The following is a 24847-nucleotide window of genomic DNA, read 5'->3' on the forward strand; positions in this document are numbered from 1 at the left end:
ATGCAGTTTGAGCAACTGGCAACCGATGGAAAGGCGCGTCGAGCACGTTTAACTTTTCCGCGCGGCACCGTTGAAACACCTGCTTTTATGCCTGTGGGGACCTACGGGACCGTTAAGGGTATGTTGCCAAGGGATATTAAAGCACTGGGTGCACAAATTATTTTGGGAAACACTTTTCACCTTATGCTGAGACCGGGTACGGATATCATCAACCTGCATGGTGATTTGCATGATTTTATGCAATGGCAAGGCCCGATCCTAACGGACTCGGGTGGCTTCCAAGTCTTTAGTCTTGGCAAAATGCGTAAAATCACTGAAGAAGGGGTGTCTTTCCAGTCTCCAGTTGATGGCAGTAAGGTTTTTTTAAGCCCCGAGCGCTCAATGGAAGTACAAAAGGCATTAGGCTCTGACATCGTCATGATTTTTGATGAGTGCACGCCGTACCCCGCTACAGAAGATGAAGCGGCTAAGTCGATGCGGATGTCGTTGCGCTGGGCACGTCGTTCCAAAGATGCGCATGGCGACAGTCCTTCAGCCTTGTTTGGTATTGTTCAAGGCGGGATGTACCCAGATCTACGTGATGAGTCAATGGCTGGATTGGCTGAAATTGATTTTGATGGTTATGCAATAGGCGGGCTTTCAGTGGGAGAGCCTAAAGATGAAATGATCAAAGTGCTGGATCATTTAGCCTACAAAATGCCAGAAAACAAACCTCGCTATTTAATGGGGGTTGGCAAGCCAGAAGATATCGTCGAAGCCGTTCGCCGTGGGGTTGATATGTTTGACTGCGTCATTCCGACCCGCAACGCGCGTAATGGTTTTTTGTTTACCTCGACTGGGGTTGTGAAAATTCGCAATGCAGTGAATAAAACGGATACGCGGCCTTTGGATGAAAATTGCGATTGTTACACCTGTCGCAATTTTAGTCGGGCGTATCTCCATCATTTGGATAAATGTGGTGAGATGCTCGGAGCACAACTGAATACCTTGCATAATTTGTATTACTATCAAACGCTGATGGCAGGTTTGCGCAAAGCGATTGAACAAGGTAAATTGTGCGACTTTGTTGATGATTTTTATCAGGCAAGGGGGCTTGAAACACCGCCCTTGACTGACCAATAACCTGTTTCTTAAACAACACTCAGGAGAGAGCCTTAATGAGCTTCTTGATTTCCCCTGCATATGCAGACGGTGCTGCGGGCATGGACCCAGGCATGTTTAACATGCTGTTCCTAGTCGGTTTTGCCTTGATATTTTATTTCTTTTTGTGGCGCCCTCAGGCCAAGCGTGCAAAAGAGCACAAAGCGTTGATTAACGGCTTGGCTAAAGGTGATGAAGTCATTACGGCTGGCGGTATCATTGGTAAAGTCACACGCTTAACAGACGCATATGTAGTACTAGAAGTAAGTAACGGTGTAGAGCTGAAGTTCCAGAAAGCACATGTTGCTGCGGAACTGCCAAAAGGTACGATCAAGGATATCTAAGGCTAGACACACCTAAGCGCCACGATACGTGGCGCTTTTTGTATGACTGAGGACAGAGCAACATGCTCAATCGTTATCCCTTGTGGAAAAATTTACTGATTTTATTGGTGCTGGTGGTTGCAGGTATTTATGCTGCACCTAACCTGTTTCCTGAGGACTATGCTGTTCAGATCTCAGGCTCCCGAGCTGTGCACCAGGTTGATGAAAATGTCATGTCAAACGCTGTGCGAGCGCTTGAAAGTGATGGAATTACGTTTAAGTCGAGTGAATTAGAAAACGGCGCCGGAATGCTGAGGTTTTCCGATGGAGATACTCAGCTGCGCGCAAGAGCTACCTTGCAAGAGCCTTAGGTGAGAATTTTGTTGTCGCTATGAATTTAGCTCCCACGACGCCTGATTGGTTAACGGCCATTGGTGCAGGCCCAATGAAACTAGGCTTAGACCTTCGCGGTGGCGTGCATTTTTTGATGGAAGTAGACACGGTTCAAGCGGTATCGCAGCGCTTGGAAGTTTATGCAAGTGATATACGTACGACACTGCGTGAGCAGCGTATACGCTATCGCTCGGTGGATTTAGACGAAAGCTCAGGTCAATTGGCGGCTCGTTTTGCAGATCAAGAGTCTCGTGATCAGGCTTTGTCGCGCTTGCGTCGTGATTATTCAGAGTTCACCTTTGAGTCTACTCAGGTGGATGATGCCTTCTTCTTATACGTCACATTGAATGAGCAAACCGTGCGTGAGATAGAAGACTATGCGATCCAGCAAAACTTGACAACCTTGCGTAATCGCGTCAATGAATTAGGTGTTGCTGAGCCATTAGTGCAGAGACAAGGTCGTAACCGTATTGTTGTCCAGTTACCGGGTGTGCAAGATGCGGCAGCGGCTAAGCGTGTTATCGGTCAAACGGCCAATCTTGAATTTCGTTTAGAGGCTACCTCCGATGCAAGTCGTGCGGCCACTGAGGTTTTTGAGTTCCGTAACGATCCAAATCGTCGAGGAACATTAGAGCGGGATATCATCATCACAGGCTCCAGTGTCGCCAATGCCAATGCGACCTTTGATGAAAACGGCATGCCTCAAGTATCTATTACTCTGGATGCACGTGGTGGGCAAATGATGAGCCGTGTCACTCGGAATGCGATTCAGCGCCGTATGGCCGTGGTCTTTGTTGAACACAAAACACGCACCGTGATCGAGCGCGTAGATGGAGAGTCGGTCGAGCGCCGGATTCCGTATACTGAAAAACATTTGATTTCATTAGCGACCATTCAAAGTGTGTTAGGTAATTCATTCAGAATTACAGGGTTGGATTCGCCAAGGGAGTCTTCTGAGTTAGCCCTCTTGCTGAGAGCCGGTGCGTTAGCAGCGCCTATTTACTTTGTTGAAGAGCGAACAATTGGACCAAGCTTGGGTGCAGCCAATATCGAGATGGGGATCACCTCTGTTAAAATCGGTTTTGCGCTGGTGCTGATCTTTATGATCTTGTTTTACAGAGCCTTTGGTTTGATAGCCAATATTGCCTTGACTTTGAACCTTGTCTTAATGATTGCAGTGATGTCCCTTATGTCAGCAACGCTGACGTTGCCCGGTATAGCCGGTATCGTTTTGACCGTGGGCATGGCGGTGGATGCAAACGTATTGATCTTTGAAAGGATTAAAGAGGAGTTACGAAGGGGAACACCGGTGCAATCAGCCATACATTCAGGCTTTAGTCAGGCATTCAGCACAATATTGGATGCGAACGTTACGACCTTTATAGCTGCGATTATCTTGTTTGCTATGGGCACCGGGCCAGTGAAAGGCTTTGCAGTGACCTTATCGGTAGGTATTGTTACCTCGATGTTTGCTGCACTTGTGATTACACGTGCCTTGGTTAATTTGGCCTATGGTGGTCGTAAAGTCCAGAAGTTGTGGTTATGAGGTTAAATGATGATTCAATTTAAACGTGATTTTAACTTCATGGGGGCGCGCAAATTTGCAGCGGCCTTCTCTATTCTTTTAATTCTCATTTCGCTTGGTTCTTTGGCGATCAACGGATTGAAATTTGGCCTTGATTTTACAGGGGGGAGCCTGGTTGAGGTTACCTATGGAAACCCTGTTGAGTTAGAGGATGTGCGTGCGAGTCTTCGTGCTGAAGGCTATGCCGATGCTGTCGTGCAAACCTTTGGTGCGGCGAATGATATCCTTATTCGCTTGGGCGAAGCGCATGATCCGCAGCTGGGGAATACAATTCTGAGTATCCTTCAGGCGAGCACAGACGATACGGTGACATTGCGCCGTAATGAGTTTGTCGGCTCGCAGGTTGGGGAAGAGCTGAGAGAGCAGGGTGGTTTAGGCTTACTGGTGGCGCTTGCATGGTGATGCTTTATTTGGCTTTTCGCTTTCAGTTTAAGTTCTCGGTGGGCGCGGTTTTGGCCTTGGCGCACGATGTGATTTTGGTGTTAGGGTTCTTCTCTATCTTCCAAATCGACTTCGATTTGACAGTGCTGGCCGCCGCCTTAGCGGTGATAGGGTATTCATTGAACGATACCATCGTTGTCTATGATCGAATTCGTGAAAACTTTCGTATACTGCGCGTGGAAGAGCCGATAGAGGTATTGAATACTTCGCTCAATCAAACGTTGAGTCGTACCATTGTCACGTCTTTAACGACGATGTTGGTATTGGTGGTATTGGCAATGTTTGGCGGTGAAATGATCTATGGTTTCTCAATTGCACTGTTGGTGGGTGTGGTTGTCGGAACCTATTCGTCCATCTATGTCGCAGGAAATATCTTGTTGATGTTGAAGGTGTCTCGTGAAGACTTGATACCTCCACCACCCAAAGAAGACATTGAGGTTGAAGAAGTTCCTTGATCAAACAAAAAAGCCGGCAGTTGCCGGCTTTTTTAATGTTTTACTGGAGCATTGCGGGTGTTAGAGTTAAGGTAGTGTCTGAGGCTGATGAAAGTCCTCAAGAAATAAAATTAAAATGGAAGACATATGAGTAAAAAATGGGTTGATAAAGATCCCGCAGCCGAATTAGAGGCTCAAAAATACGAGCGCCCTGTACCAAGTCGTGAATTTCTGACGGCATTTCTTAAAAAATGGGGTGCACCCATTTCTCATGCAAATGTGTGTGATGAGTTGGGTTTGTTCGATGAAACGGATCGAGAAGCGATTCGTCGACGTTTAATTGCCATGTGCCGTGATGGGCAATTAATCTCAAACCGCCGTAATGAATACGGTTTAATCGAAAAAATGAATTTAATAGCCGGGCGAGTTATCGGCCACCGAGACGGCTATGGTTTCTTACGTCCAGATGAAGGCGGAGATGATCTTTTTCTGAGCGCCCGCAATATGAAAGAAGTGTTCGATGGTGATCGAGCATTGGTTCAAAATGTTGGCTACGATCCCAAAGGTCGCAAAGAAGCCAAAGTCGTTGAGGTCTTGGAGCGTGGCACGCGCAAGCTGGTCGGTCGATTTGACGGTCAAAATGGATTTGGTACGTTAATTCCTGAAAGTCAAAAAATTACGCAGTCAGTGGTGATCGTTCCTGACGAAGGCTTGGCACTCGAATACCATTCAGGCCAGTTAGTGGTTGCAGAAATTATCCAATATCCGACGCGTCGTCAGCCAGCGCGAGCAAAAGTTGTAGAAGTGCTTGGCGAGCAAATGGCAGAAGGGATGGAAATCAAAGTTGCTATTCATAATTATGACATTCCGCATGAATGGCCTGCTGATGTTCAGGAAGCAGCAAGTAATCTGAGTCCTGAGGTTGCCGAGTCAGATAAGACCAATCGGTTTGATTTGCGTGATTTGCCTTTTGTTACCATTGATGGTGAAGATGCCAAGGATTTTGATGATGCCGTGTATGCTCAGAAAAAGCGTCTTGGCGGCTGGCGTCTATGGGTGGCAATAGCGGACGTGTCCTACTATGTTCGCCCCGACAGTCCTTTGGATCGAGAGGGTATTAAGCGTGGGAATTCTGTTTATTTCCCAGGCTATGTTGTGCCCATGCTACCAGAGCTCTTATCGAACGGTTTGTGCTCGTTGAACCCACATGTGGATCGCTTGGCGATGGTGTGCGAGATGACCCTGAATCGGTCAGGCAAGCTCACGGATTATCGTTTCTACGAAGCGGTAATCAATTCTAAAGCACGCCTTACCTACACGAAAGTGGCTTCGATACTGGGTGATATTCAAGATGGTCAGCAAGATGAACTCAGAGCGCAATATCGAGAGGTTGTGCCACATCTAGAGCAGCTGTTTAACTTGTATAAAGCCTTACGCAAGGCACGTGATGAGCGTGGTGCCATTGATTTTGATACCGTTGAAACACGTATTCAGTTTGGGCCAGACCGGAAAATAGAAGAGATCATTCCGGTTCATCGCAATGAAGCACATAAGATCATTGAAGAATGTATGTTGTGCGCGAATGTGGCAACGGCACGTTTTCTTGAAAAGAACAAGAAACCTGCACTCTACCGCATACATGAAGGGCCCAAGGATCAGCGATTACAGAATCTACGCGCCTTTTTGAGTGAGTTAGGCTTGAACTTGCCGGGTGGAAGTCAACCTGAGCCGAAGGACTATTTGTCCTTAGCGACGGCCATAGAGGGGCGCCCGGATCAGCACGTCATTCAAACTATGATGTTGCGGTCGATGCAGCAGGCTATCTACAGCCCTGAGAATAAAGGGCATTTTGGTTTAGCATATCCAGCCTATTCGCATTTCACTTCACCGATTCGCCGTTTCCCTGATTTGTTGGTGCATCGAACGATTCGTTCTGCAATTCATTCCGGTAAGCGAATAAAAGAGGTTGAACGTCCATCAGGGTTTGTGCCGAATCCGGCGTTTGATAAAACCTACAGTATTGAACAAATGCTGGCGTTGGGTGAGCACTGCTCTATGACAGAGCGTCGAGCCGATGAAGCGACGCGTGATGTGGTGTCTTGGTTAAAATGTGAGTATATGTTGGATCAGGTCGGCAATCACTATCGAGGTGTTGTGGCTGCGGTGACTGGGTTTGGTTTGTTTGTTGAGTTAAGCGATCTGTATATCGAGGGTTTGGTGCACATTACGGCTTTACCGAGCGATTACTATCACTTTGATGCTGCGAAACAGCGTCTTGTGGGGGATAGAACGCGTCGAGTCTTCAAGCTAGGCGATCATTTGTCCGTCAGGGTCGTGCGTGTTGATCTGGATGAGCGTAAAATTGACTTCGAACTTGAAGAAACCTTGAGCCAGAAAGCACCGCCAAAACCGAGCAAGCGTGAGTTGCTAAAAAAGGGTAAGGTTGAAGAAGCCTCAAGCAAAGATGGCAAGCGGCCTTCTTCGGGACGTTCAAGGTCTTCGGAAAGGTCCTCAAGAAAACCTAGAGCGGCTAAAAAAGCCTAGTTAAAGACTGAATCAATGAATGAAATAATTTTACTGACCATTTCAGGTAAAGATAAGCCGGGCGTGACATCTGCTATCACGCAAACCTTGGCAAATTTTGACGTTAATATTTTGGATATCGGGCAAGCCGTTATCCACGATACCCTTTCATTGGGAATTTTGGTGCAAGTGCCTGTCCAAGCCGAGTCGTCGCCGCTGTTACGGGATGTGTTGTTTAAAGCGCATGAATTGGATATGAATGTACGCTTCCAGCCAGTGTCTGATGAAGCTTATGAGCACTGGGTTGATGGGCAAGGTAAATCACGCCATATCATCACGCTTTTGGGGCGGAGAATCCGTGCTAATCATATTGCAAGCGTTACGGAGATTGCGGCACGCCATGGGCTTAATATTGATAATATCAGTCGTTTATCTGGTCGTATTTCGTTAAAGCCTGAGCTTGTTGACCAGAAAAACAATGCCTGTGTTGAGTTTTCTGTCAGGGGGATTCCTGCCAATGCGTCCGCACTGCGTGAGGAATTTCTGCAAGCAGCCTCTGAATACGATGTTGATATTGCGTTCCAGAAAGATGATATCTATCGCCGGAATCGACGTTTAGTTGTATTTGATATGGACTCTACGCTGATTGAAGCTGAAGTGATTGATGAGCTTGCACGCTACGCTGGTGTCGGTGAGCAGGTGGCAGCCATCACGGAAGCGGCGATGCGGGGTGAGTTAGATTTCAATGAAAGCTTTAGAAAACGTGTTGCCTTGCTTAAAGGGCTTGATGCAGGCGTGCTGGAAGAGATTGCGCAGAGTCTAAGGCTAACCGAAGGTGTAGAGACGCTTGTGTCTCAGCTTAAAGCGTTAGGCTTTAAAACGGCGATCCTTTCCGGCGGCTTTACCTACTTTGCAGAAGGTTTGCAACGGCGTTTAGGCTTTGATTATGTCTACGCAAATGAGCTTGATATTCAAGAAGGTAAGGTCACTGGAGAAGTTAAAGGTCAAATTGTGAATGGTGAGCGTAAGGCTCAGTTGTTGCGAGAGATTGCTGAAAAAGAAGGTGTTCGTCTTGAGCAAACCATTGCAGTAGGCGATGGTGCGAACGATTTGCCTATGCTGTCGATTGCAGGGTTGGGAATTGCGTTTCGTGCCAAACCTTTAGTGAGGCAGAGTGCGAAACAGTCTATTTCTACGTTAGGCTTGGATGGAATTCTGTATCTAATTGGGTTTCGTGACAGAGACGAGTTGTAATCCGTCTGTGACTGCTCACCGCCCGATTGGGTGATGGCTCTTGCGCAATATTGCTGATTTTCTGCTCTAGAGCTTCATCCGTTTGGTTCACATGGATGGAGCTCAGTCTTCAAAAAATACATAGTCCATTTTAGGGCGAGGGGGCTGTAAGTAATACCCCTGGACGTAATGTATCCCTAGTTTAAATAGACTGCTCATAATTTGAGTGCTCTCGACCATCGGCATGATCAGCGTTAAATTACGCTCTTTGAGTGGATCGAGTAACTCATGTTGCTGGTCCAGGGTCATTGTCTGGCTAAGCATATCTTTCATGAAGTTAGGATCCAATTTTATGAAATCCAGCTTGGCAAGCGCAAGCAAGTGCTGAGACTCGGACGAGCTGCCATAGTGCTTTAAGCATATTTTGCAATGGAGTGATTTAAGGGCTTTTGCAAAGGCTTTAAAATATTCAGGACTGGATAAAGCGTCGGATTCGTTGATCTGAAACACGAGGTGGTCGGCAGGTAGTCTGAGGCTGCGAAGTTGTTCAGACAGCTTTATCAATATCGATTTGTTGCGAAGGGTGATGCCTGTGATATTGATAAATAAGCGGCTGCGACGTTTATCGATGATGGCATCTCGCAATAGATGCGTGGCTTTGTCTAAAACCCATTGATCCATTCGGCTTAAAAGTTTGTCATTGTGCAGGGGATCAAGAAATGTGCTGGGCTGCATTTCTTTGCCCTTGTCATCGACTAAGCGTAACAGCAGCTCATACGACGGTATTCGATCATCACAGTTCAATGGAACGATCGGTTGAAACAAGAAAGTGAAGCGATTGTGTTTAATTGCATCAACCATGACTTCAGTGGCTGAATAGTGGTTATTTCGTCGTGTTAGGCTCGAATGACTCCGGTATACATTTGTGGCATTGTCGGATGTATCTCTATGTTGGATGTCTTTGGCCGCCATACGGGCACGGCTCAGCGCTTCGCTGCTGCGAACCGTGTTTTCATTTAATATGGCAATTCCAATCGAGCATTGCGTTGAAAGAGTCTCCGTGCCGAGTGTAATACGGAGCTGATTAATCGATGATGCGAGGTCTTTTGCGATGCTGTGTGCTGTTTCAAGATTGGAGCTGGGCAGGATGATGCCATAGGCTTCATCCTCAAGATGCGACATGGGATGAAGAGCAGGGTCTAGAAAGGTTTGCAGAAAGTTTCCTATCTGCTGGCTTAGTAGATCCGTACCCTCACTGCCATGTGCGTTAAACACCGTTTTATATGCATCGAGCGTCAAATAGAGTAGATGGCTGTCATGTCCGCCCTGGCTTGCTTTGCTGATGCAGTTATCCAATTCGGTCATTAAAAAATTGCGGTTTCTAAGCCCACTAATTGGATCAGCCGAATGAATAAAGTTGGGGCTTTGGGCGGCTTCATCTTTGAACTCAAGGCGAAGGATGTTTTTGGATTCGTCGGTGGCTTGCGAGATCTTGACGCTTGCTGCGATTTTGGTACTAGTTGACGTTAAAATATGAAGCATAACGTCTACTTCGGTGCTCTCTTCGGTTCTTACTGAGTTTAAAGCCTCTTTAAACAGTTCTTTTGAAGGGGGGTAATCAGAGTGTCGATACTGATTTCATCAAGGGGCGTTTCTAAGTCTAGGCCAAATAGATAAAAAAAGCTTTCATTGGCATAGGTAATGTCATTTTCAGCTAGGTAGCAAACTGCAGATCTTAGGTCGTCAGTTAGGAGTTGAATTTGGCTTTCGCATTTTTCAAGTTGGTACTCTAAGAGTCGACAGCGCCGCCGATGATTGAGCTGTTCAATCTCTTGAGTGATATACATCAAGGTTAATAAGGGTTGTGATTGGGTGAAGATTGGCCTGATGCCTTTTGTCAGCAGTTCTGAGTGATCTTCTTCGCTTAGATAGGCGTCAGTCAGAAATAAAAAAGGAATGTCCTTGTTAAGCTCCTGGAGCTTTTCGGCTGCACGCTCAGCGGTTAAAAGTGGCACCTGCTCATTGCTGTATAGAATGATATCCCAACTGCGTTCGGAGAGGCTGTTGGAAAAGCCATCAATATCGTTAATGAGCTTATATCTCGGGCTGGTATTTCCCGAAAGCATCAAGGTTTGCAAGCTGGCTGCAGACTCGCGACTAAAACCGATAAATAACGCAGAAACTGATTGATCGGTACTTTGTTGCGGATCGTTAGAGAAGGCGTTTAACTCATCCATTGAATTTAGGTTTACCATAGCTTAATGCGTGGTTAGGGTCATTGGCTTAATAGTAACGGTTAAATTCAGAAATGTCAGTAACAAAAAACGAATGTTTGGATGAAGGAGGGTTTTAAAATAGATGGCAGGGGTAGGAGGATTCGAACCTCCGCATGACGGGATCAAAACCCGTTGCCTTACCGCTTGGCGATACCCCTGTAAAATCAGGTCTTTTGTATGGTGGCAATAGCGGGACTCGAACCTGCGACCCACGCATTATGAATGCGTTGCTCTAACCAACTGAGCTATATTGCCAACATGAATATGGCAGGGGTAGGAGGATTCGAACCTCCGCATGACGGGATCAAAACCCGTTGCCTTACCGCTTGGCGATACCCCTAAAAACCTTTTGTCCTCAAAGTGGTGGCAATAGCGGGACTCGAACCTGCGACCCACGCATTATGAATGCGTTGCTCTAACCAACTGAGCTATATTGCCACTGTGCTTTGAAGGCGGCAAATTATTCGCTTTTTACGCTTAGTTGTCAATAGTCTATGTGTAAAAAACTTTAAAATGCCTTTTTGATGAAGCGATAAGAGGTTAATCTTCCTCTCGCCCCATCCATTATTACGCGCGAGATTTTATACGTTAAAGCGGAAATGAACAACATCCCCGTCTTTGACTATGTAGTCTTTGCCTTCAAGGCGCCATTTTCCGGCTTCTTTTGCACCTTGTTCGCCTTTAAATTGCACGAAGTCTTGGTAGGCAATGACTTCTGCCCGAATAAAGCCTTTTTCGAAGTCTGTGTGAATCACTGCTGCCGCTTTAGGGGCGGTGTCACCCACTTTAATCGTCCAAGCCCTGACCTCTTTAACGCCTGCTGTAAAATAGGTTTGCAGGCCTAACAGTTCGTATCCTGAGCGGATAACGCGATCTAGGCCTGGTTCGTCCATGCCCATTTCTTGTAAAAACTCTAGTTTTTCTTCGTCGTCAAGTTCTGCAATTTCAGATTCAAGTTTGTTGCAAATGGCGACAATACTAGCGCCTTCTGAAGCCGCAAGGGTTCTGACCGTCTCGAGGTGTGGGTTGTTCTCAAATCCATCTTCGGCCACGTTTGCGATATACATAGTGGGCTTTGTAGTCAGTAGATGGAAGGTTTTGATTAAGCGCTGCTCATCTTCGTTGAGTTCAAGCGAGCGAGCGGGTAAGCCTTCGCTGAGATGAGGGAGTAGCTTTTCAAGTAATGCTTTGGCGGCTACGGCCTCTTTATCGCCACCTTTGGCGTTACGGGTAACGCGCTGTAGCTGTTTTTCAACCGAATCGAGATCTGCCAGTGCAAGCTCAAGATTGATGGTTTCAATGTCGTTTAAGGGGTCGATCTGGTTGGCAACGTGGATTACATTGTCGTCTTCGAAGCATCTGACAACGTGGGCGATGGCATCTGTTTCACGAATGTTGGCTAGAAACTTGTTTCCAAGTCCTTCACCTCTGGATGCACCCGCAACTAATCCAGCGATATCGACAAACTCCATGGTGGTGGGTACGACGCGCTCAGGCTTGACGATGCTTGCAAGCTCATTGAGGCGAGCATCAGGCATAGGGACAACGCCTGCATTGGGCTCAATGGTGCAGAAGGGAAAGTTCTGTGCTTCGATGCCAGCTTTGGTTAGTGCGTTGAAAAGAGTCGATTTGCCGACATTGGGCAGTCCGACGATACCACATTTAAAACCCATGATCAGATCCTGTATTTTTTAATCAGCCTTTAAAGCTGTGCAGTTGATTCATTGCTCGTTGCCACTCACCGGAGACGGCTAACGGTAAGAAACGCAGTGCTTCATCTATAGCGGCTTGAGTTTGCAATTGTTCGGCTTTGGGTGCTTTGGTTAATACGTAGCCAGAGACTTGGCTAGCGTGGCCTGGGTGACCAATGCCGATGCGCAAGCGATAAAAGTCTTTCGTATTGCCTAAACGTGAGATGATGTCTCTAAGTCCATTGTGGCCACCATGTCCGCCGCTAAACTTGAGTCTGGCAGTACCGGGCTGTAGGTCGAGTTCATCATGCGCCACTAAAATTTGATTGGCCTGAATTTTATAGAAATTTGCGAGCGCTGCAACGGATTGACCGCTCAGATTCATAAAAGTCGATGGAATAAGTAAATGAACGCTGAGGTTGTTCAGATTGACTTTCGTTGTGAATCCGTGGAAGCGTGGTTCAGGCTTGAGAGGGGAGTTGAGGTGGGCAGCAAGCTGCTCCACCAAGTCGGCGCCGGCATTGTGACGGGTGTGCGCATATTGTGTGCCTGGGTTTCCTAAGCCTACAATCAGAGCTATTGGGTCATTCATGCCGGACACCTAGTGTCAAGAATCTTACTTCTTAGCGCCACGTGGAGCGTAGCAGTAACCGATACCTTGGTCGTGGTCTTCGCCGCGACGCAATGCAACGATTTCAACGCCTTCTGGTAAAATGATGTCTGACAAGTGGGCAATTTGTCCCATTTCGATGTTAGACAAATCAACATCTAGAACTTCTGGCAGATCTTTTGGCAAGCAAAGGATTTCAGCCGTTGAAGCTTCAGCTGCGAATTTAGCTGCTGCTTTAGACGCTGCAGATTTTTCGAAGTTGATGAAGTTCAATGGAACCTGGATTTTGATTTTTTGATCATCAGCAATGCGTTGGAAGTCAACGTGCAGTACAACAGGTTTAGATGGGTGACGCTGCAAATCTTTGATGATAACAGCTGTGTCATTACCGTCTAAGCGAACAGTTAGGATAGAAGAGTAAAAACCGTCTTCTAACAGCATACGGTAGAGATCTTTACCGATAACTGAAACGGCTGTTGGTGTTTCAGTTCCGTAGATGATACCTGGAACCATGCCTAGGTGACGCAGGCGGCGGCTCGCACCTTTCCCCTGATCTGCACGGCTAACTGCATTAACAATAAACTTTGACATTATAAATTACCTTTTGGTGTTAAAAACTGCAAAGACTCGCGACCAAATATTTGCAGTGTTAGGTTGTCCCCTAAGGGAGTAAAGCATTAGCAATGCTAGTGCTTTCAGGCTGAATTGCCTGTATCCGTACAATATTATCTGAACATTGCACTGATGGATTCTTCGTTGCAGACGCGTCTAACGGCTTCTGCCAGCATGGGTGCCAGCGTCAGTTGACGAATCTTGCTGCATTTTTTAGCTTCAGCTGAGAGTGGGATGGTGTCGGTCACCACTAACTCGTCTAATTCTGAGTTGATAATATTACTGATAGCAGGGCCTGATAAAACCGCGTGTGTAACATATGAAACGACGCGTGAAGCGCCTTTTTCTTTAAGTGCTTTTGCGGCTTTGCAGAGCGTACCAGCGGTATCACACATGTCATCAACGAGGATGCATGTACGCCCCGCGACATCACCGATGATGTTCATGACTTGCGATTCATTTGCACGCTCGCGGCGTTTATCAATAATGGCCAGATCGCAATCGAGTTGCTTTGCCACTGCACGAGCGCGAACAACGCCGCCGACGTCAGGAGATACAACCATAAGATCGGAATATTGTTGGTCTACGATGTCGTCAAGTAAAACAGGCGAGCCGTAGACGTTATCAACGGGAATATCAAAAAAACCTTGGATTTGATCGGCATGAAGATCAACGGTCAAAACGCGGTCAACACCTGCGCTGGTCATCATGCTTGCCACCACTTTTGCACTGATGGGTACGCGAGTTGAGCGTGGGCGGCGATCTTGGCGGGCATAACCAAAGTAAGGAACAACGGCTGTGATTCTCATGGCAGATGCACGACGCATCGCATCTGCAAACACAATGAGTTCCATTAGGTTGTCATTTGTTGGTGCGCAGGTCGACTGAATGATGAACACGTCTTTTCCGCGCACGTTTTCTTGAATCTCAACACTGACTTCGCCATCACTGAAACGACCAACATCTGCTTTCCCTAATGGGATATCCAGGCGTTCTACCACCTTTTTTGCCAGGTCTGGATTGGCATTTCCGGTGAAGATCATCATGCTTGACATGGGATTTACCTTCTTGATCGTTTCTGGGTGATCGACAGATGTTGAAAGGGATTCGTTCATAGTTTTTGGCTGGGGTAGGAGGACTCGAACCTCCGCATGCTGGAATCAGAATCCAGTGCCTTACCAACTTGGCGATACCCCAGTCGTCTCCTCTGCAGATAACTGCATATTTAGGAAGGGCAGTATTCTCTTTAAAACAGAGTGAAAAATCAAGTCTAAACGACAAAAAACCACGAATTTAGCGGGATCCAGCCTATTTTATTGAAAATTATAGGCGCCATTGGCTCACAATGAGAGTGATGGTTAGTCCCTCCCTCTCCATCCGAATGCGTCGAGGAAGCAACAGGTTAGGATTAACTTGTTCGAAGCGGCTGGCATCAATTTTCCAGCCTGATTGCGCAAATGAAAAACCTCGTTCGCTTTCATGCGTTTCAAAGATGACATTTGGGTCAGGGATGCCTTTTACCCAGTAAATGCCGTGACTCACTGGTAGGCTCCAGCCAAGCATGGCATTCATAAGGGCTTCAGGTGAGCGTGCTGTGTAAAGTGTTTCTTCGCCTGCTACCTGCATTTCAACAAACCCGGGTCTGCCCTCAAGGCGAGCGACGGATTGGTTAAAAGGCCCAGCACTGACATTGATTTCATAATCACGTTGCTTTTGTTGCCAATGAATTGAAACAGAGTCGGATCGATCTTCCAGTCGCAGGCTCATTCGGCCCTCAAGTATCCAATCATTTAAATCGTAGACAGGGCGCTGTGCCTGCATGCTTTCAGGTAAGAGGGGTGGTTTGCTGCTACACCCCACTAGAAGGGATAGCAACACGAGTAAAATTAAAAACTGGCGCACGGTTTACTGGACCCTGATTTTTTCAGCGGCATTCAACAAATGTCGATCATCTGGATTGTCGCGTAGGTGGTTCAATAAGAGCTCTTCAGCGGCATCTTGCTGTCCTAGCTCTGATAATACCCGGATTAAATGAGCCGCAACTTCTGTATCAGGATACAGTAGATACGCGCGTTGTAAGTAAGAGAGAGACTCGTTTAAGCGACCCAGTTTAAACAATGCCCATCCCATTGAGTCTAAGATAGCAGGATCATCGGGTTTTTGTCTCAGTGCATCTTGAATCAGTTGGTAGGCTCTATCGTAGTTATTTGTATGCAATAACAAACTGTATCCGAGTGCATTCTGAATCATAGCACTGTTTGGGTCGATTGAAAGTGCACTTTCCAAGTCTGCCAGCATTAGGCTCGAATCTTGGTCATCATAGAGCAAAGCGCGGGTGTAGAGTAATCGGGTATCGTTTGGGTGAATGCGAATGGCTTCCGATAGGTGTTTTACCGCTTCTTGCTGAAAGTCATATTGAGTGAGCCAATTTGAAAGAAGAATGGTGAGATCTGTCGTGTATTCCGGCTGAATGTCTTGAGCAAGTGCGATGGTGTTAATCACATCGTTTAGGTACTCGCTGGTGTTGTAGAGTTCGAGCAGACGCGCACGTGATTGTAAAAACGTTGAGCCAGCGCTTACAGCTTGGTAGTGCGCCATAGCCAGTTCTCGTTGACCCTGGAGTTGGGCAATGTGGCCTAGATAAAACTGAACCTCTTGCATGTCAGGATAGAGCTCGGCTAAGCGATGTAAAAGGCTCTGGCTTAGATCGAGTCGTTGATGGTCCAGTAACAGCAGTGCAAAGTAAATGTGAAGTTCTGGATCATCAGTGTGGTCATCAAGGAGGTCGTTAATTAATTTTTCCGCTTGAGACGTTCGATTGCTCAGCAGTAACAGTTGAGCGTACTGAATTCGAATTTGTTGTTGGTGTGGATGGCGAGCATGTGTTTCTTGCACAAGTCGAAGGGCTTCGTTGAGTCGTTCTTGTTGGCGGAGCAGTTCCGCTTTTTGCAGGATCAAGGGTGGGTAATAGGGTGTATGGGTTAAGCCTTGATCGAAGATGCGCATCGCCATCTCTGGGTTGTTTTCACGAAGATGCAAAAGACCGAGGGCAAGGTGTACATCCGAGCGGGTGGGGTGCTCTTGTAAGGTGGCGGTTAGTAATCGAATGTATTCGCGTGCGATATCGGCACTTAAGGATTCACTTTGAGAACTGACCAACAATAAAATATCGGATTGAGGGTCGTTGATGACTTCACGAAGTAGGGGGAGCGCCTCGCTGAAGCGTCGCTCATGCAACAAAATGCTGACCACTAAGTGTTTTGGTTCGGCTGCGCTCGGATCTGCGGCAGACCACAGGCGAGCGGCCGCAATAACGGCTTCACTGTTGCGTAAGAACTGCGCGATACGTGTGGCGCGTTCTGCCACCGCTGCGTCTTGGGTTAAGTGGGCTTGGCGAAGGTAGCGCTCAAGAGCTTCATCATAATAGCCGAAGCGGCCGCCCATTTCGGCGACGAGTAAATCAAAAAGGATTTCACGATTGAGTTGGCCGGGTAAGTAGACGACGGGCTCAAGAGGGATATCGTTAATAATTACATCCGTTGACTGATTATGAGTGTCAACACGGCTCGCGCAGCCAGACAGCATCAATGCACTAAGTAATCCCGCCAAAAACATTTTCATCTACACACAGTCCTCTGTATACACGGATTTTATCACTATAGAGTAACTCAATAAGGCTTGTCGATTGATACATTCATCATTTTAATACGCAGGTGTTTTGGGCTTGGTTTGCTAACGGACAGTCTCTGTCGCTCAATTGACTTAATCCTTGCAAGGGAAAGGTGTATGATTGGCGACTTAATTTTAGGTTGTTAGGTAGTGTATCTGTCCTTATGGCATTGCTGGCGTTAGGTATTAATCATAAAACAGCACCTGTGGAGGTGCGTGAGCGTGTTGCTTTTGCTCCAGAAAAGCTGGCGCAAGCGCTGCATGATGCGCAGCTTAAAGCAGGCTTACAGGAGATTGCAATCTTATCAACCTGCAATCGAACTGAGTTGTATTGTTGCGCACATCAAACGTCTCATGAAGCGTTGATCGATTGGTTGGCGTACTATCATGCGCTCAATCCAGATGCATTACGCCAGTGCCTGTATCTGCATCAAAATGATGCAGCCGCGCGACATATGATGAGAGTTGCCAGTGGTTTGGACTCCTTGGTACTGGGTGAACCTCAGATCCTAGGGCAGCTCAAATCGGCATACAGTATTGCGCAAGAAGAAGGTTTGGTCGGAGCTGAATTGGGGCGTTTATTCCGGCATACGTTCACGATTGCAAAAAAAGTAAGAACACAAACCGCCATTGGACAAAATCCAGTATCCGTGGCCTATGCAGCTGTCAGTATGGCCCAGCATATTTTTGCTGATTTAAGTGAAAGCAAAGCCTTGCTGATTGGAGCTGGTGAAACGATTGAACTGGTTGCACGTCATTTGCATCGTGCAGGTGTGCGCAGCCTAACGGTTGCCAATCGTACGCTGCCACGTGCTTTGGATTTGGCCAGTATTTTTGACGGAAAGGCCATCGCATTGGGTGATATTCCCGATGCTTTACCCCATGCCGATATCGTTATTTCGTCAACGGCGAGTCAGTTGCCCATTTTGGGTAAGGGAGCCGTAGAAACCGCATTGAAAAAACGCAAACACCGCCCCATTTTTATGGTGGATATAGCGGTGCCAAGGGATATAGAAGCCCAAGTGGGTGACCTTGAGGATGTCTATTTGTATACGGTAGATGATCTTAAAGAAGTCATAGAAGAAAATCAGCGTGGGCGAGAGTCTGCCGCGCGTGAGGCGCAAACTCTGATTGATCAAGGCACTGACGAGTTTATGCGACAGCTTCGTGAATTGGATGCGGTGGATACACTCACGGCTTTACGAGAGCATGGACATGCCATTTGTGAAGACGCGTTGCAAAAAGCATTAAAGCAACTTCATGCCGGAAAACCTGCAGAGGAAGTTCTACAGGTGATGGCACGGGGACTAACCAACAAGTTATTGCATCAGCCAACCGTTCGATTACGTCACGCCTCAGCTGAAGGGCGGGATGATTTACAGAGATTGGTGACCGATCTTTTTCAGCTCTCCGAGCGTTCGACAGTCGACGATCGATAACAGGACCTAGATTAACATGAAAATTTCGATACAAAATCGGCTAGACAATCTCGCCGATCGTTTTGAAGAGCTTTCTGCATTGCTAAGTGAAGCAAGCGTCATTACTGACCAAAATAAGTTTCGCAGTTATTCGGTAGAGTATTCAGAACTTGAACCTGTGGTCGTTAAGTTTAAACAGTGGCAGGGTGCACAGAGCGATCTTGAAGAAGCTAAGGTAATGGCCAGCGATGCCGATCCTGATCTTAGAGAAATGGCGCAAGAAGAGATTGAGACAGCGCAAGAACGTATTCAGCAGTATGAAAGTGAGTTGCAGCTCTTACTTTTGCCGAAAGATCCTAATGATAACCGCAATGTCTTCTTAGAGGTGCGTGCGGGCACCGGAGGCGATGAAGCGGCCATTTTTGCCGGGGATTTGTTCCGCATGTATTCACGCTATGCTGAGGTCAAGGGCTGGCGTGTCGAAGTGATCAGTGCAAGCGAAGGTGAGCACGGTGGTTTCAAAGAAATTATTAGCCGTATTGTTGGACAGGATGTATATGCGCATTTGAAATTTGAATCGGGCGCACACCGTGTGCAGCGTGTACCCGAAACTGAATCTCAAGGGCGCATTCATACCTCAGCCTGTACCGTGGCAGTGATGCCGGAGATGGATGAGGCCGCCGCCATCGAAATTAACAAAGCCGATTTACGTATCGATACCTACCGTGCGTCTGGAGCGGGCGGGCAGCATATCAACAAAACGGATTCCGCAATTCGTATTACCCATCTTCCCACGGGGTTGGTGGTTGAGTGTCAAGAAGAGCGGTCACAGCATAAAAATAGAGCCAAAGCACTTGGTTGGCTGGCCTCCAGACTGCAACAAGCGGAATTGGATCGTCAGCACGCCGAGCAAGCCAGCACCCGAAAAAGCCTAGTGGGCAGTGGCGACCGTTCAGAGCGTATACGGACGTATAATTTTCCGCAGGGGCGCGTGACGGATCATCGGATTAACCTGACGTTGTATAAGCTTAATGAGATTGTTGCGGGCGAGCTAGAGGCCGTGATTGCTCCCTTGAGGCAAGAGTATCAAACGGAGCAGTTGGGTAATCTCAGCGATGAAGGTTAAGGATGCCTTGGCGTGTGCGCGGATATTAACTGATTCCGACTCGCCGCGAGTGGATACCGAGACCCTTTTGCTCTGGGTGCTGGATAAGCCGCGAAGTTATGTGTACACATGGCCCGATGCAGATCTGAGCCCAGCGCAAGCTGCACAGTTTACTGAGCTGATTGAAAAACGTCGCCAAGGTGAGCCCGTGGCACACTTGATTGGCTATCGTGACTTTTGGACACTTCGACTGGCCGTGTCGAATGCAACCTTGATCCCTCGCCCAGAGACAGAGATGTTGGTTGAGTGGGCGTTGGAGCATTTGCCATCCAGCGCTCAACGAGTGGCCGATCTTGGGACGGGAACGGGGGCTATTGCGCTTGCGTTGGCCAGTGAACGGCCTAGTTGGCAGCTAATTGCAACCGATCGAATACCTGAAGCGATTGAGCTGGCGCGCAGCAATGCTTGGCGCTTAACTTGCCACAGGTGGATTTTCGATTGGGGAGTTGGCTGGAGCCTCTGCAAGAAACGTTTCATTTGATTTTAAGTAATCCTCCTTATATCGATCCGCAGGACCCGCATTTAGATAAAGGGGATGTGCGGTTTGAACCGAGGTCAGCGTTGGTTGCTGACGAGAAGGGATTGGCCGATATTCGGTGGATCATTGCTCAGGCACCTTCATATCTAGTGTCTGGCGGCTGGTTGGTGTTTGAGCATGGCTTTGATCAAGCGGCAGAGGTACGGGCCCTTTTTGAAGCACAAGGATATCAAGATGTGTTTACGCGGCAAGATATAAGTGGGCACGATCGTATTACCGGTGCTCGCACTCCTCATTAAGCAAAGGTGAACAGTATATGGCCAAATCAAGGGTTGAATTAGATGATGCGGGATTGTTGCGTTACAGCCGTCAAATCATGCTGCCTGAGATTGATGTTGCGGGGCAAGAGATGCTTCTCAATAGCCGTGTACTTGTTCTGGGCTTAGGTGGTCTAGGGAGCCCGGTTGCACTGTATTTGGCTGCAGCGGGTGTCGGTGAGTTGTGGTTGGCGGATGATGATGAGGTCGATGTCTCAAATTTGCAGCGCCAGGTTGTGCATGCTGAGCACAGTGTGGGCCTTTCAAAGGTTGCGTCCGCCATCAAGACATTAAAAGACTTGAATAGCCAGACAGTTTTCAAAGCCATTGAACAGCGGCTCGAAGGGGCGGCGTTGCATGATTGTGTGAGTCAGGTAGACCTTGTTGTTGATTGCACGGATAACTTCAAAACACGTTTTAGTTTGAATCGCATGTCCGTAGCCACAAAAACACCCTTGGTATCCGGTGCAGCAATCCGTTTTGATGGACAAGTCAGTGTTTATGACCCTCGTGATGCGGCTTCGCCCTGTTATCAGTGCCTGTATGATGAAACAGACGATGAGCGTTTGACCTGCTCAGAGTCGGGAGTCATCTCGCCTCTTGTGGGTATTATTGGGTCGGTACAGGCACTTGAGGCCGTTAAGCTTCTCACAGGTGTAGGGCGTTCACTCCAAGGACGCTTGTTGTTGCTCGATGGTCGTCGCATGGAGTGGCGAGAAATGAAACTGTCGAAAGATCCCGCCTGTCCTGTGTGCAGCTCACCTCAAACTACTCACACTGCTTAAGTCACACCACGCCTAGCAGTCTAACCAAATAAATGGCGACGCTAAGGGTAAGGACTGATCCTAGTGTTGTGGTTAAAATAATATTGGCAGACAGCTCGGCGTTTGATCCCATCGTTTTAGCCATCACAAAGCTTGCTGCAGCCGTTGGGCAGGCAAACAGCACCATCATTATCGTCAAGTCTTGGCCTCTAAAGCCCATTATCCATGCACCGCTTGTCAATACTAAGGGCAACAAAATGAGTTTAATGCTGGTGGCCCAAAAGGCTTGATAGGAGGTATCTTTTAAACTTTTCAGGTTCAAAGTGCCACCGATTGCCAGCAAGGCTAAGGGTAAGGTCAGGTTTGCAAAGTAACGACCCGTTGTCGAAACAACCTCGGGTAAGGGCACCGAAAAGTAGGACAAGGGTAGAGAAAATATCACAGCTAGAATTAAGGGGTTTTTCAAAATCTCAGTGAGCATTGAACTCAGTTTAACGGATTGGTTGCTGCGCAGCGGAACCGTTAGGCAGATAATCGCCAAGATATTGTATAAGGGAATCACCAAGGCTAGCAGTAAGGAGGCTTGCGCCAAGCCATTGTTTCCGAATAGGTTGAAACTAACAGCCAAGCCAATAATGCCAAAGTTACTGCGGAAGGCACCTTGAATAAATGCACCGATATCGGTTGGTTTTTTTATCCAATGATATGCCGCAAGCCAAATGAGTACATAGGTCACTAACGTGCCGATCAGCACATATCCGAGCTGACCTGGGTTGAAGACAGCATGAAAATCCGTCTGCGCCACTGACATGAAGACGAGAGCGGGCAGGGTGATCGTGAAGACCAGCTTTGAACTGATGTTGATGAATTCAACATTGATTAACCCCATGCGTCTTAACAGATAGCCTAAGAACACAATGAAAAAAATGGGGGCGACAATGTTGCTGTAAAGCCAAGGGTTGATAGATAAAGATCCAATGTCTAGATTCCTGTGATTCAGACCTATATGGAAGGCGTGTGGTTAGAAGTAGAGCGCCCGCTGTTTATTCTGAGCTATTATGACATATTCTTTATCTCGATTTTATGAACCTATGAGCAATAAGGGAAAAGCATCTTGTGTTTTTTCCGTTTTTCAGAAATGGCGTATACGAAGAGGTTGCTGGACTTTGCCAAAATCAGCCTCTTCGCAGCCGATCCCTTCTATGTTCGACAGCCGAATAGTATGGATGGAAAAGTGAAAAGCCAAATCAAGGTTGACCTTTCAACGTATTAATTGTTTAAATGCTCACTTTACAACAAGGAAGTAGTCGCTGCTTCATGGATGAACACCCTCTGTGCTGAGCCTAATCGCTTTGCGTCCTGTTTTTCCATAAGCATCAGTCCTGCTAAACAGTAGGTTACATTGATGTATTCACAAAAATCCCGCTTGCATGCAATCGACGCACCCTCAGGTGAAAATGTTTTTCTATGGCTCCGCGTCGAAGATGAAGGCCAAGAAGCTCTGCCAATTCCGTTTTTGTTTGCTCAGTGCTTGTTTGTCTTGCTTAAAAGTAGAAACCTCCTCCTGCTTAAAAAGTGCTTTAAAAAAAAGAGATTCTATATCAGCGAGGTCAAGTCATGACTCCCTTTCTTAGCCGTTGCTACGCCTCCCGCGGGGCTGAGCATGTAGAGCTGATTGCGGCTGCGCTTTGCGCAGATCGGCAGGATTATGAACTGCTGGTGATAGAGGCGCTGAGTGATAAGGGGTATCAGTTTTATTGGTCAGGCACTGTTTTGCCTGCAACCTCTTGGGTGAAGCAATACCCAGCAGAGGCTGCCTATGCTGTGGCTTTGGCGCGCTCGGTGAATGAGGGGCGGCAGCGAGTTGCGCTTGGAGCGATGACGCGTCAGCCTGGTTCAAGAGATGTGGCGGAAGACGATAAATGGCTTCAGATAGAAACGCTTGGTCCTTTTACACCTCTTGACGCGCAGTTTTCTGTCTATCCGAAGAAAACAGTCCCCAATATGCTACGTGAAACTCTGTTCGGTCAGCCTGACCCGACCAAAGCCGAGCGCGATGAATTCGGAGACCATACTCCACCGTTGGCCACCTATGCAGTTTTAGATGCGGCCAAAATGCCCTATTTGCTGACTAGTTTTCTGGAGGATTCAGGTCTTCGGTATCAGTCGCTTTTTCAGGGCAAAGCGCAAGAAGAGCTTGCCGAGCATGCGCCTTATTTGGTGGAACTCACGGAAGACAATCACTTTACCTGCCGTTTGTTCACGGGTCCTGACGGAATTGGCGGACTGTGGGAAAAAGAGTTGGGGATTTTTTTGCGTTGTAGGGCTGGGTTTGACGCGTTACGCAAGCACCTGCGCAAATTCATTCGTTTGCAAGATGCAGATGGGCGTTGGTTTTACTTCAGGTTTTGGGAACAGCGCTATGCGCATTGTTTTTTCAGTACCGCTTGTGCTGAAACACACTGGATGATGATGGTCACTCAGGAACACAGCCTCGCGGTCATCTGCCCTAAAGGCTCATCAATTATAATTGCTCACGCGCATAGATCTGTAGAACACACGAATATCATCGCATCAAAACCGACCGAGGAGTGGGTGGCCGGATTAGCTGAAGAGGAAAGCAATAGGGCTTTTCAAAATAAGTTGATCGATAAATTCATTTTTTCTAATTCAAAGTATGGTCATATTGAGCATGAGAAAGCTCAAGAGATTGTAAAAATCTTACTTGAGCAAGCACAAGGTTATGGGTTTGAAAGTGAGTATGCCCTTAGCACCTATGTAAGCGTTGCTCTAGAGTTGTCGCAATTCCCTGCAGAAAACGAATGTTACCGAAAACTCCTTGAATCAGCTAAACATCCGGATACCAAAGCCGAGTTAATGCTCAAATCAATTGTCTATGCAAAAGGTGATGCTGATGACTGAATTTTCCCGCGACCGTATTCCAGGTCAGGTGTGTACGCCGTGCCAACAATTCAACTTGTTTCGCTTCTCTATTGCCGACGGTATTGATTGTGACAGTGTGATCTCCTGTAGTGTTGGGGGTAAAATCACACCCAGTTTGCCAGAGAACTACACTTTGCGCTTTCCTAATAGCCTTGCTGAAACGAGCGGTCCTTTAGTTGTAACGGTTGATGGTAAAACACATCGAATATTTGAAGATGTTGGAGCTTTTGGTCGTCTAAAAGCACCGGAAGATCTCCGCTTTCATATGATACTTGAGCCAGCGCCCGCCGCTCCGGCGATCATTCGTCCAGAGGTACAGGCGCTAGAAGACCGTTTTTCTAATCAGACAAACCGTACCCGACAGACGGATCAAATTTTGAACACATATGAGCAGGAGATATCGTGTCGTGCAGATGGTCGCTATGACGAAAATGGCATGCCAATAGCAGGGGGTGATCCATATATCATTACACTTGAAATACCCGCGGGTGGTTTGGGGGATGGTGAACATGACGTCTCTGAGCTAACAGAGGAAGCCGCCGCTTGGCTACGCCACGCTATTTATCAAACCCTCAGCGATGAAGCCATCGGGGTGGTGACACGTGAAACAGGCGCCGCGGCCATCGGCTATCAACAGATGCTGCGCGAAGGCAACAATCGTCGTTTTTTGCAGGAAATGGCGGGTAGTAAATTGACGATAAAACGCTTAAAAAATGGAACGCGCGTACTTGCCTTTGAAGGCAACTGGCATAAAGCGATGTTATGGCACAGACCTCATCTACAATATGGAGCCGCGGGCATGAGTCGGTTGCAGGTGACCTCTATGACAGTT

Annotated in this window: 20 protein-coding genes, 5 tRNA genes and 2 pseudogenes; 13 read left to right on the forward strand and 14 right to left on the reverse strand. The window is 47.4% G+C overall.

What is annotated here, in order from left to right; all coding sequences use genetic code 11:
* The 6 genes and pseudogenes from tgt to serB all read left to right on the forward strand — a co-directional run bounded on the left by tgt (position 1) and on the right by serB (position 8093).
* A complete protein-coding gene (gene tgt, locus D791_RS13405) occupies positions 1–1122 on the forward strand; it encodes a tRNA guanosine(34) transglycosylase Tgt (RefSeq protein WP_036512590.1) in 1122 nt (373 codons plus the stop codon).
* Between the two features lie 35 nt (positions 1123–1157).
* Complete coding sequence (yajC, locus tag D791_RS13410) at positions 1158–1484, forward strand: preprotein translocase subunit YajC (protein WP_036512593.1); 327 nt, start codon at positions 1158–1160, stop codon at positions 1482–1484.
* 62 nt (positions 1485–1546) lie between these two features.
* Positions 1547–3402: pseudogene (gene secD, locus D791_RS13415) on the forward strand (protein translocase subunit SecD).
* Positions 3403–3411: 9 nt separating this feature from the next.
* Positions 3412–4337, forward strand: a pseudogene (secF, locus tag D791_RS13420) (protein translocase subunit SecF).
* A 126-nt stretch (positions 4338–4463) separates the two neighbouring features.
* Positions 4464–6860, forward strand: coding sequence for a ribonuclease R (rnr, locus tag D791_RS13425; RefSeq protein WP_036512596.1), 2397 nt, complete (start codon positions 4464–4466; stop codon positions 6858–6860).
* A 15-nt stretch (positions 6861–6875) separates the two neighbouring features.
* Positions 6876–8093: a phosphoserine phosphatase SerB gene (gene serB, locus D791_RS13430; RefSeq protein WP_036512599.1), complete on the forward strand. Its 1218-nt coding sequence runs from the start codon at positions 6876–6878 to the stop codon at positions 8091–8093.
* A gap of 102 nt (positions 8094–8195) precedes the next feature.
* Here the strand turns inward: serB and D791_RS13435 are convergent, their stop codons facing one another.
* The 13 genes from D791_RS13435 to D791_RS13495 form a co-directional block, all read right to left on the reverse strand.
* Positions 8196–9614 (reverse strand): EAL domain-containing protein, encoded by a 1419-nt coding sequence (locus tag D791_RS13435; protein WP_036512602.1) that lies wholly within the window; start codon positions 9612–9614, stop codon positions 8196–8198.
* Between the two features lie 38 nt (positions 9615–9652).
* Entirely contained in the window at positions 9653–10309 is a 657-nt protein-coding gene (locus D791_RS13440) for a hypothetical protein (RefSeq protein WP_036512605.1), read from the reverse strand.
* A 122-nt stretch (positions 10310–10431) separates the two neighbouring features.
* Positions 10432–10506, reverse strand: a tRNA-Gln gene (locus tag D791_RS13445).
* 20 nt (positions 10507–10526) lie between these two features.
* Positions 10527–10603 (reverse strand) — tRNA-Met (locus tag D791_RS13450).
* Between the two features lie 10 nt (positions 10604–10613).
* Positions 10614–10688 (reverse strand) — tRNA-Gln (locus D791_RS13455).
* A gap of 21 nt (positions 10689–10709) precedes the next feature.
* Positions 10710–10786: transfer RNA gene (locus D791_RS13460), tRNA-Met, on the reverse strand.
* A 143-nt stretch (positions 10787–10929) separates the two neighbouring features.
* Positions 10930–12021: a redox-regulated ATPase YchF gene (gene ychF / locus D791_RS13465; RefSeq protein WP_036512608.1), complete on the reverse strand. Its 1092-nt coding sequence runs from the start codon at positions 12019–12021 to the stop codon at positions 10930–10932.
* 22 nt (positions 12022–12043) lie between these two features.
* On the reverse strand, positions 12044–12631 hold the full coding sequence (pth, locus tag D791_RS13470) for an aminoacyl-tRNA hydrolase (protein WP_036512610.1): 588 nt from the start codon (positions 12629–12631) through the stop codon (positions 12044–12046).
* Positions 12632–12655: 24 nt separating this feature from the next.
* Positions 12656–13240 (reverse strand): 50S ribosomal protein L25/general stress protein Ctc, encoded by a 585-nt coding sequence (locus D791_RS13475; RefSeq protein WP_036512613.1) that lies wholly within the window; start codon positions 13238–13240, stop codon positions 12656–12658.
* Between the two features lie 134 nt (positions 13241–13374).
* The gene (locus D791_RS13480) at positions 13375–14316 is read right to left on the reverse strand and encodes a ribose-phosphate pyrophosphokinase (RefSeq protein ID WP_089503636.1); all 942 of its coding nucleotides are present in this window, start codon (positions 14314–14316) and stop codon (positions 13375–13377) included.
* Positions 14317–14382: 66 nt separating this feature from the next.
* A tRNA-Gln gene (locus D791_RS13485) sits at positions 14383–14458 on the reverse strand.
* Positions 14459–14584: 126 nt separating this feature from the next.
* Positions 14585–15163: a lipoprotein insertase outer membrane protein LolB gene (gene lolB, locus D791_RS13490; RefSeq protein ID WP_157682368.1), complete on the reverse strand. Its 579-nt coding sequence runs from the start codon at positions 15161–15163 to the stop codon at positions 14585–14587.
* Between the two features lie 3 nt (positions 15164–15166).
* The gene (locus tag D791_RS13495) at positions 15167–16882 is read right to left on the reverse strand and encodes a tetratricopeptide repeat protein (RefSeq protein ID WP_036512619.1); all 1716 of its coding nucleotides are present in this window, start codon (positions 16880–16882) and stop codon (positions 15167–15169) included.
* Positions 16883–17094: 212 nt separating this feature from the next.
* Between D791_RS13495 and hemA the strand changes: the two genes are divergently transcribed.
* Genes hemA through D791_RS13515 form a run of 5 tightly spaced genes read left to right on the forward strand, consistent with a single transcriptional unit; the run spans position 17095 to position 21093 of the window.
* A complete protein-coding gene (gene hemA / locus D791_RS13500; RefSeq protein WP_036512622.1) occupies positions 17095–18369 on the forward strand; it encodes a glutamyl-tRNA reductase in 1275 nt (424 codons plus the stop codon).
* 16 nt (positions 18370–18385) lie between these two features.
* A complete protein-coding gene (gene prfA, locus D791_RS13505; protein ID WP_036512625.1) occupies positions 18386–19474 on the forward strand; it encodes a peptide chain release factor 1 in 1089 nt (362 codons plus the stop codon).
* On the forward strand, positions 19464–19994 hold the full coding sequence (locus tag D791_RS21825) for a N5-glutamine methyltransferase family protein (RefSeq protein WP_337588653.1): 531 nt from the start codon (positions 19464–19466) through the stop codon (positions 19992–19994). Before prfA ends, D791_RS21825 begins: the two co-directional genes overlap by 11 nt.
* Entirely contained in the window at positions 19991–20290 is a 300-nt protein-coding gene (locus D791_RS21830) for a hypothetical protein (protein ID WP_337588654.1), read from the forward strand. Before D791_RS21825 ends, D791_RS21830 begins: the two co-directional genes overlap by 4 nt.
* A gap of 17 nt (positions 20291–20307) precedes the next feature.
* Positions 20308–21093 (forward strand): HesA/MoeB/ThiF family protein, encoded by a 786-nt coding sequence (locus D791_RS13515; protein ID WP_036512628.1) that lies wholly within the window; start codon positions 20308–20310, stop codon positions 21091–21093.
* A 1-nt stretch (position 21094) separates the two neighbouring features.
* Here D791_RS13515 and D791_RS13520 read toward each other — a convergent pair whose 3' ends face one another.
* The gene (locus D791_RS13520; protein WP_237748647.1) at positions 21095–21961 is read right to left on the reverse strand and encodes an AEC family transporter; all 867 of its coding nucleotides are present in this window, start codon (positions 21959–21961) and stop codon (positions 21095–21097) included.
* A 728-nt stretch (positions 21962–22689) separates the two neighbouring features.
* Between D791_RS13520 and D791_RS19120 the strand changes: the two genes are divergently transcribed.
* Together D791_RS19120 and D791_RS13535 are read left to right on the forward strand one after the other, a co-directional pair.
* Positions 22690–23994 carry a DUF4123 domain-containing protein gene (locus tag D791_RS19120; RefSeq protein ID WP_051514531.1) on the forward strand — a complete coding sequence of 435 codons (1305 nt, stop codon included), beginning with the start codon at positions 22690–22692 and terminating at the stop codon, positions 23992–23994.
* Positions 23987–24847 (forward strand): hypothetical protein (locus tag D791_RS13535; RefSeq protein ID WP_036512636.1); only part of this gene is annotated, 861 nt, incomplete at its 3' end. The genes D791_RS19120 and D791_RS13535, both read left to right, overlap by 8 nt.

The organism is Nitrincola nitratireducens (assembly GCF_000585235.1).
Classification (GTDB): Bacteria; Pseudomonadota; Gammaproteobacteria; order Pseudomonadales; family Balneatricaceae; genus Nitrincola; species Nitrincola alkalisediminis.

Bases quoted from the DNA above. Each gene is read 5' to 3' on its own strand.
- tgt (WP_036512590.1), top strand. From the start codon at position 1: ATGCAGTTTGAGCAACTGGCAACCGATGGAAAGGCGCGTCGAGCACGT.
- yajC (WP_036512593.1), top strand. From the start codon at position 1,158: ATGAGCTTCTTGATTTCCCCTGCATATGCAGACGGTGCTGCGGGCATG.
- rnr (WP_036512596.1), top strand. From the start codon at position 4,464: ATGAGTAAAAAATGGGTTGATAAAGATCCCGCAGCCGAATTAGAGGCT.
- serB (WP_036512599.1), top strand. From the start codon at position 6,876: ATGAATGAAATAATTTTACTGACCATTTCAGGTAAAGATAAGCCGGGC.
- D791_RS13435 (WP_036512602.1), bottom strand. From the start codon at position 9,614: ATGCTTCATATTTTAACGTCAACTAGTACCAAAATCGCAGCAAGCGTC.
- D791_RS13440 (WP_036512605.1), bottom strand. From the start codon at position 10,309: ATGGATGAGTTAAACGCCTTCTCTAACGATCCGCAACAAAGTACCGAT.
- ychF (WP_036512608.1), bottom strand. From the start codon at position 12,021: ATGGGTTTTAAATGTGGTATCGTCGGACTGCCCAATGTCGGCAAATCG.
- pth (WP_036512610.1), bottom strand. From the start codon at position 12,631: ATGAATGACCCAATAGCTCTGATTGTAGGCTTAGGAAACCCAGGCACA.
- D791_RS13475 (WP_036512613.1), bottom strand. From the start codon at position 13,240: ATGTCAAAGTTTATTGTTAATGCAGTTAGCCGTGCAGATCAGGGGAAA.
- D791_RS13480 (WP_089503636.1), bottom strand. From the start codon at position 14,316: ATGTCAAGCATGATGATCTTCACCGGAAATGCCAATCCAGACCTGGCA.
- D791_RS13495 (WP_036512619.1), bottom strand. From the start codon at position 16,882: ATGAAAATGTTTTTGGCGGGATTACTTAGTGCATTGATGCTGTCTGGC.
- hemA (WP_036512622.1), top strand. From the start codon at position 17,095: ATGGCATTGCTGGCGTTAGGTATTAATCATAAAACAGCACCTGTGGAG.
- prfA (WP_036512625.1), top strand. From the start codon at position 18,386: ATGAAAATTTCGATACAAAATCGGCTAGACAATCTCGCCGATCGTTTT.
- D791_RS21825 (WP_337588653.1), top strand. From the start codon at position 19,464: ATGAAGGTTAAGGATGCCTTGGCGTGTGCGCGGATATTAACTGATTCC.
- D791_RS13515 (WP_036512628.1), top strand. From the start codon at position 20,308: ATGGCCAAATCAAGGGTTGAATTAGATGATGCGGGATTGTTGCGTTAC.
- D791_RS13520 (WP_237748647.1), bottom strand. From the start codon at position 21,961: ATGGGGTTAATCAATGTTGAATTCATCAACATCAGTTCAAAGCTGGTC.
- D791_RS19120 (WP_051514531.1), top strand. From the start codon at position 22,690: ATGACTCCCTTTCTTAGCCGTTGCTACGCCTCCCGCGGGGCTGAGCAT.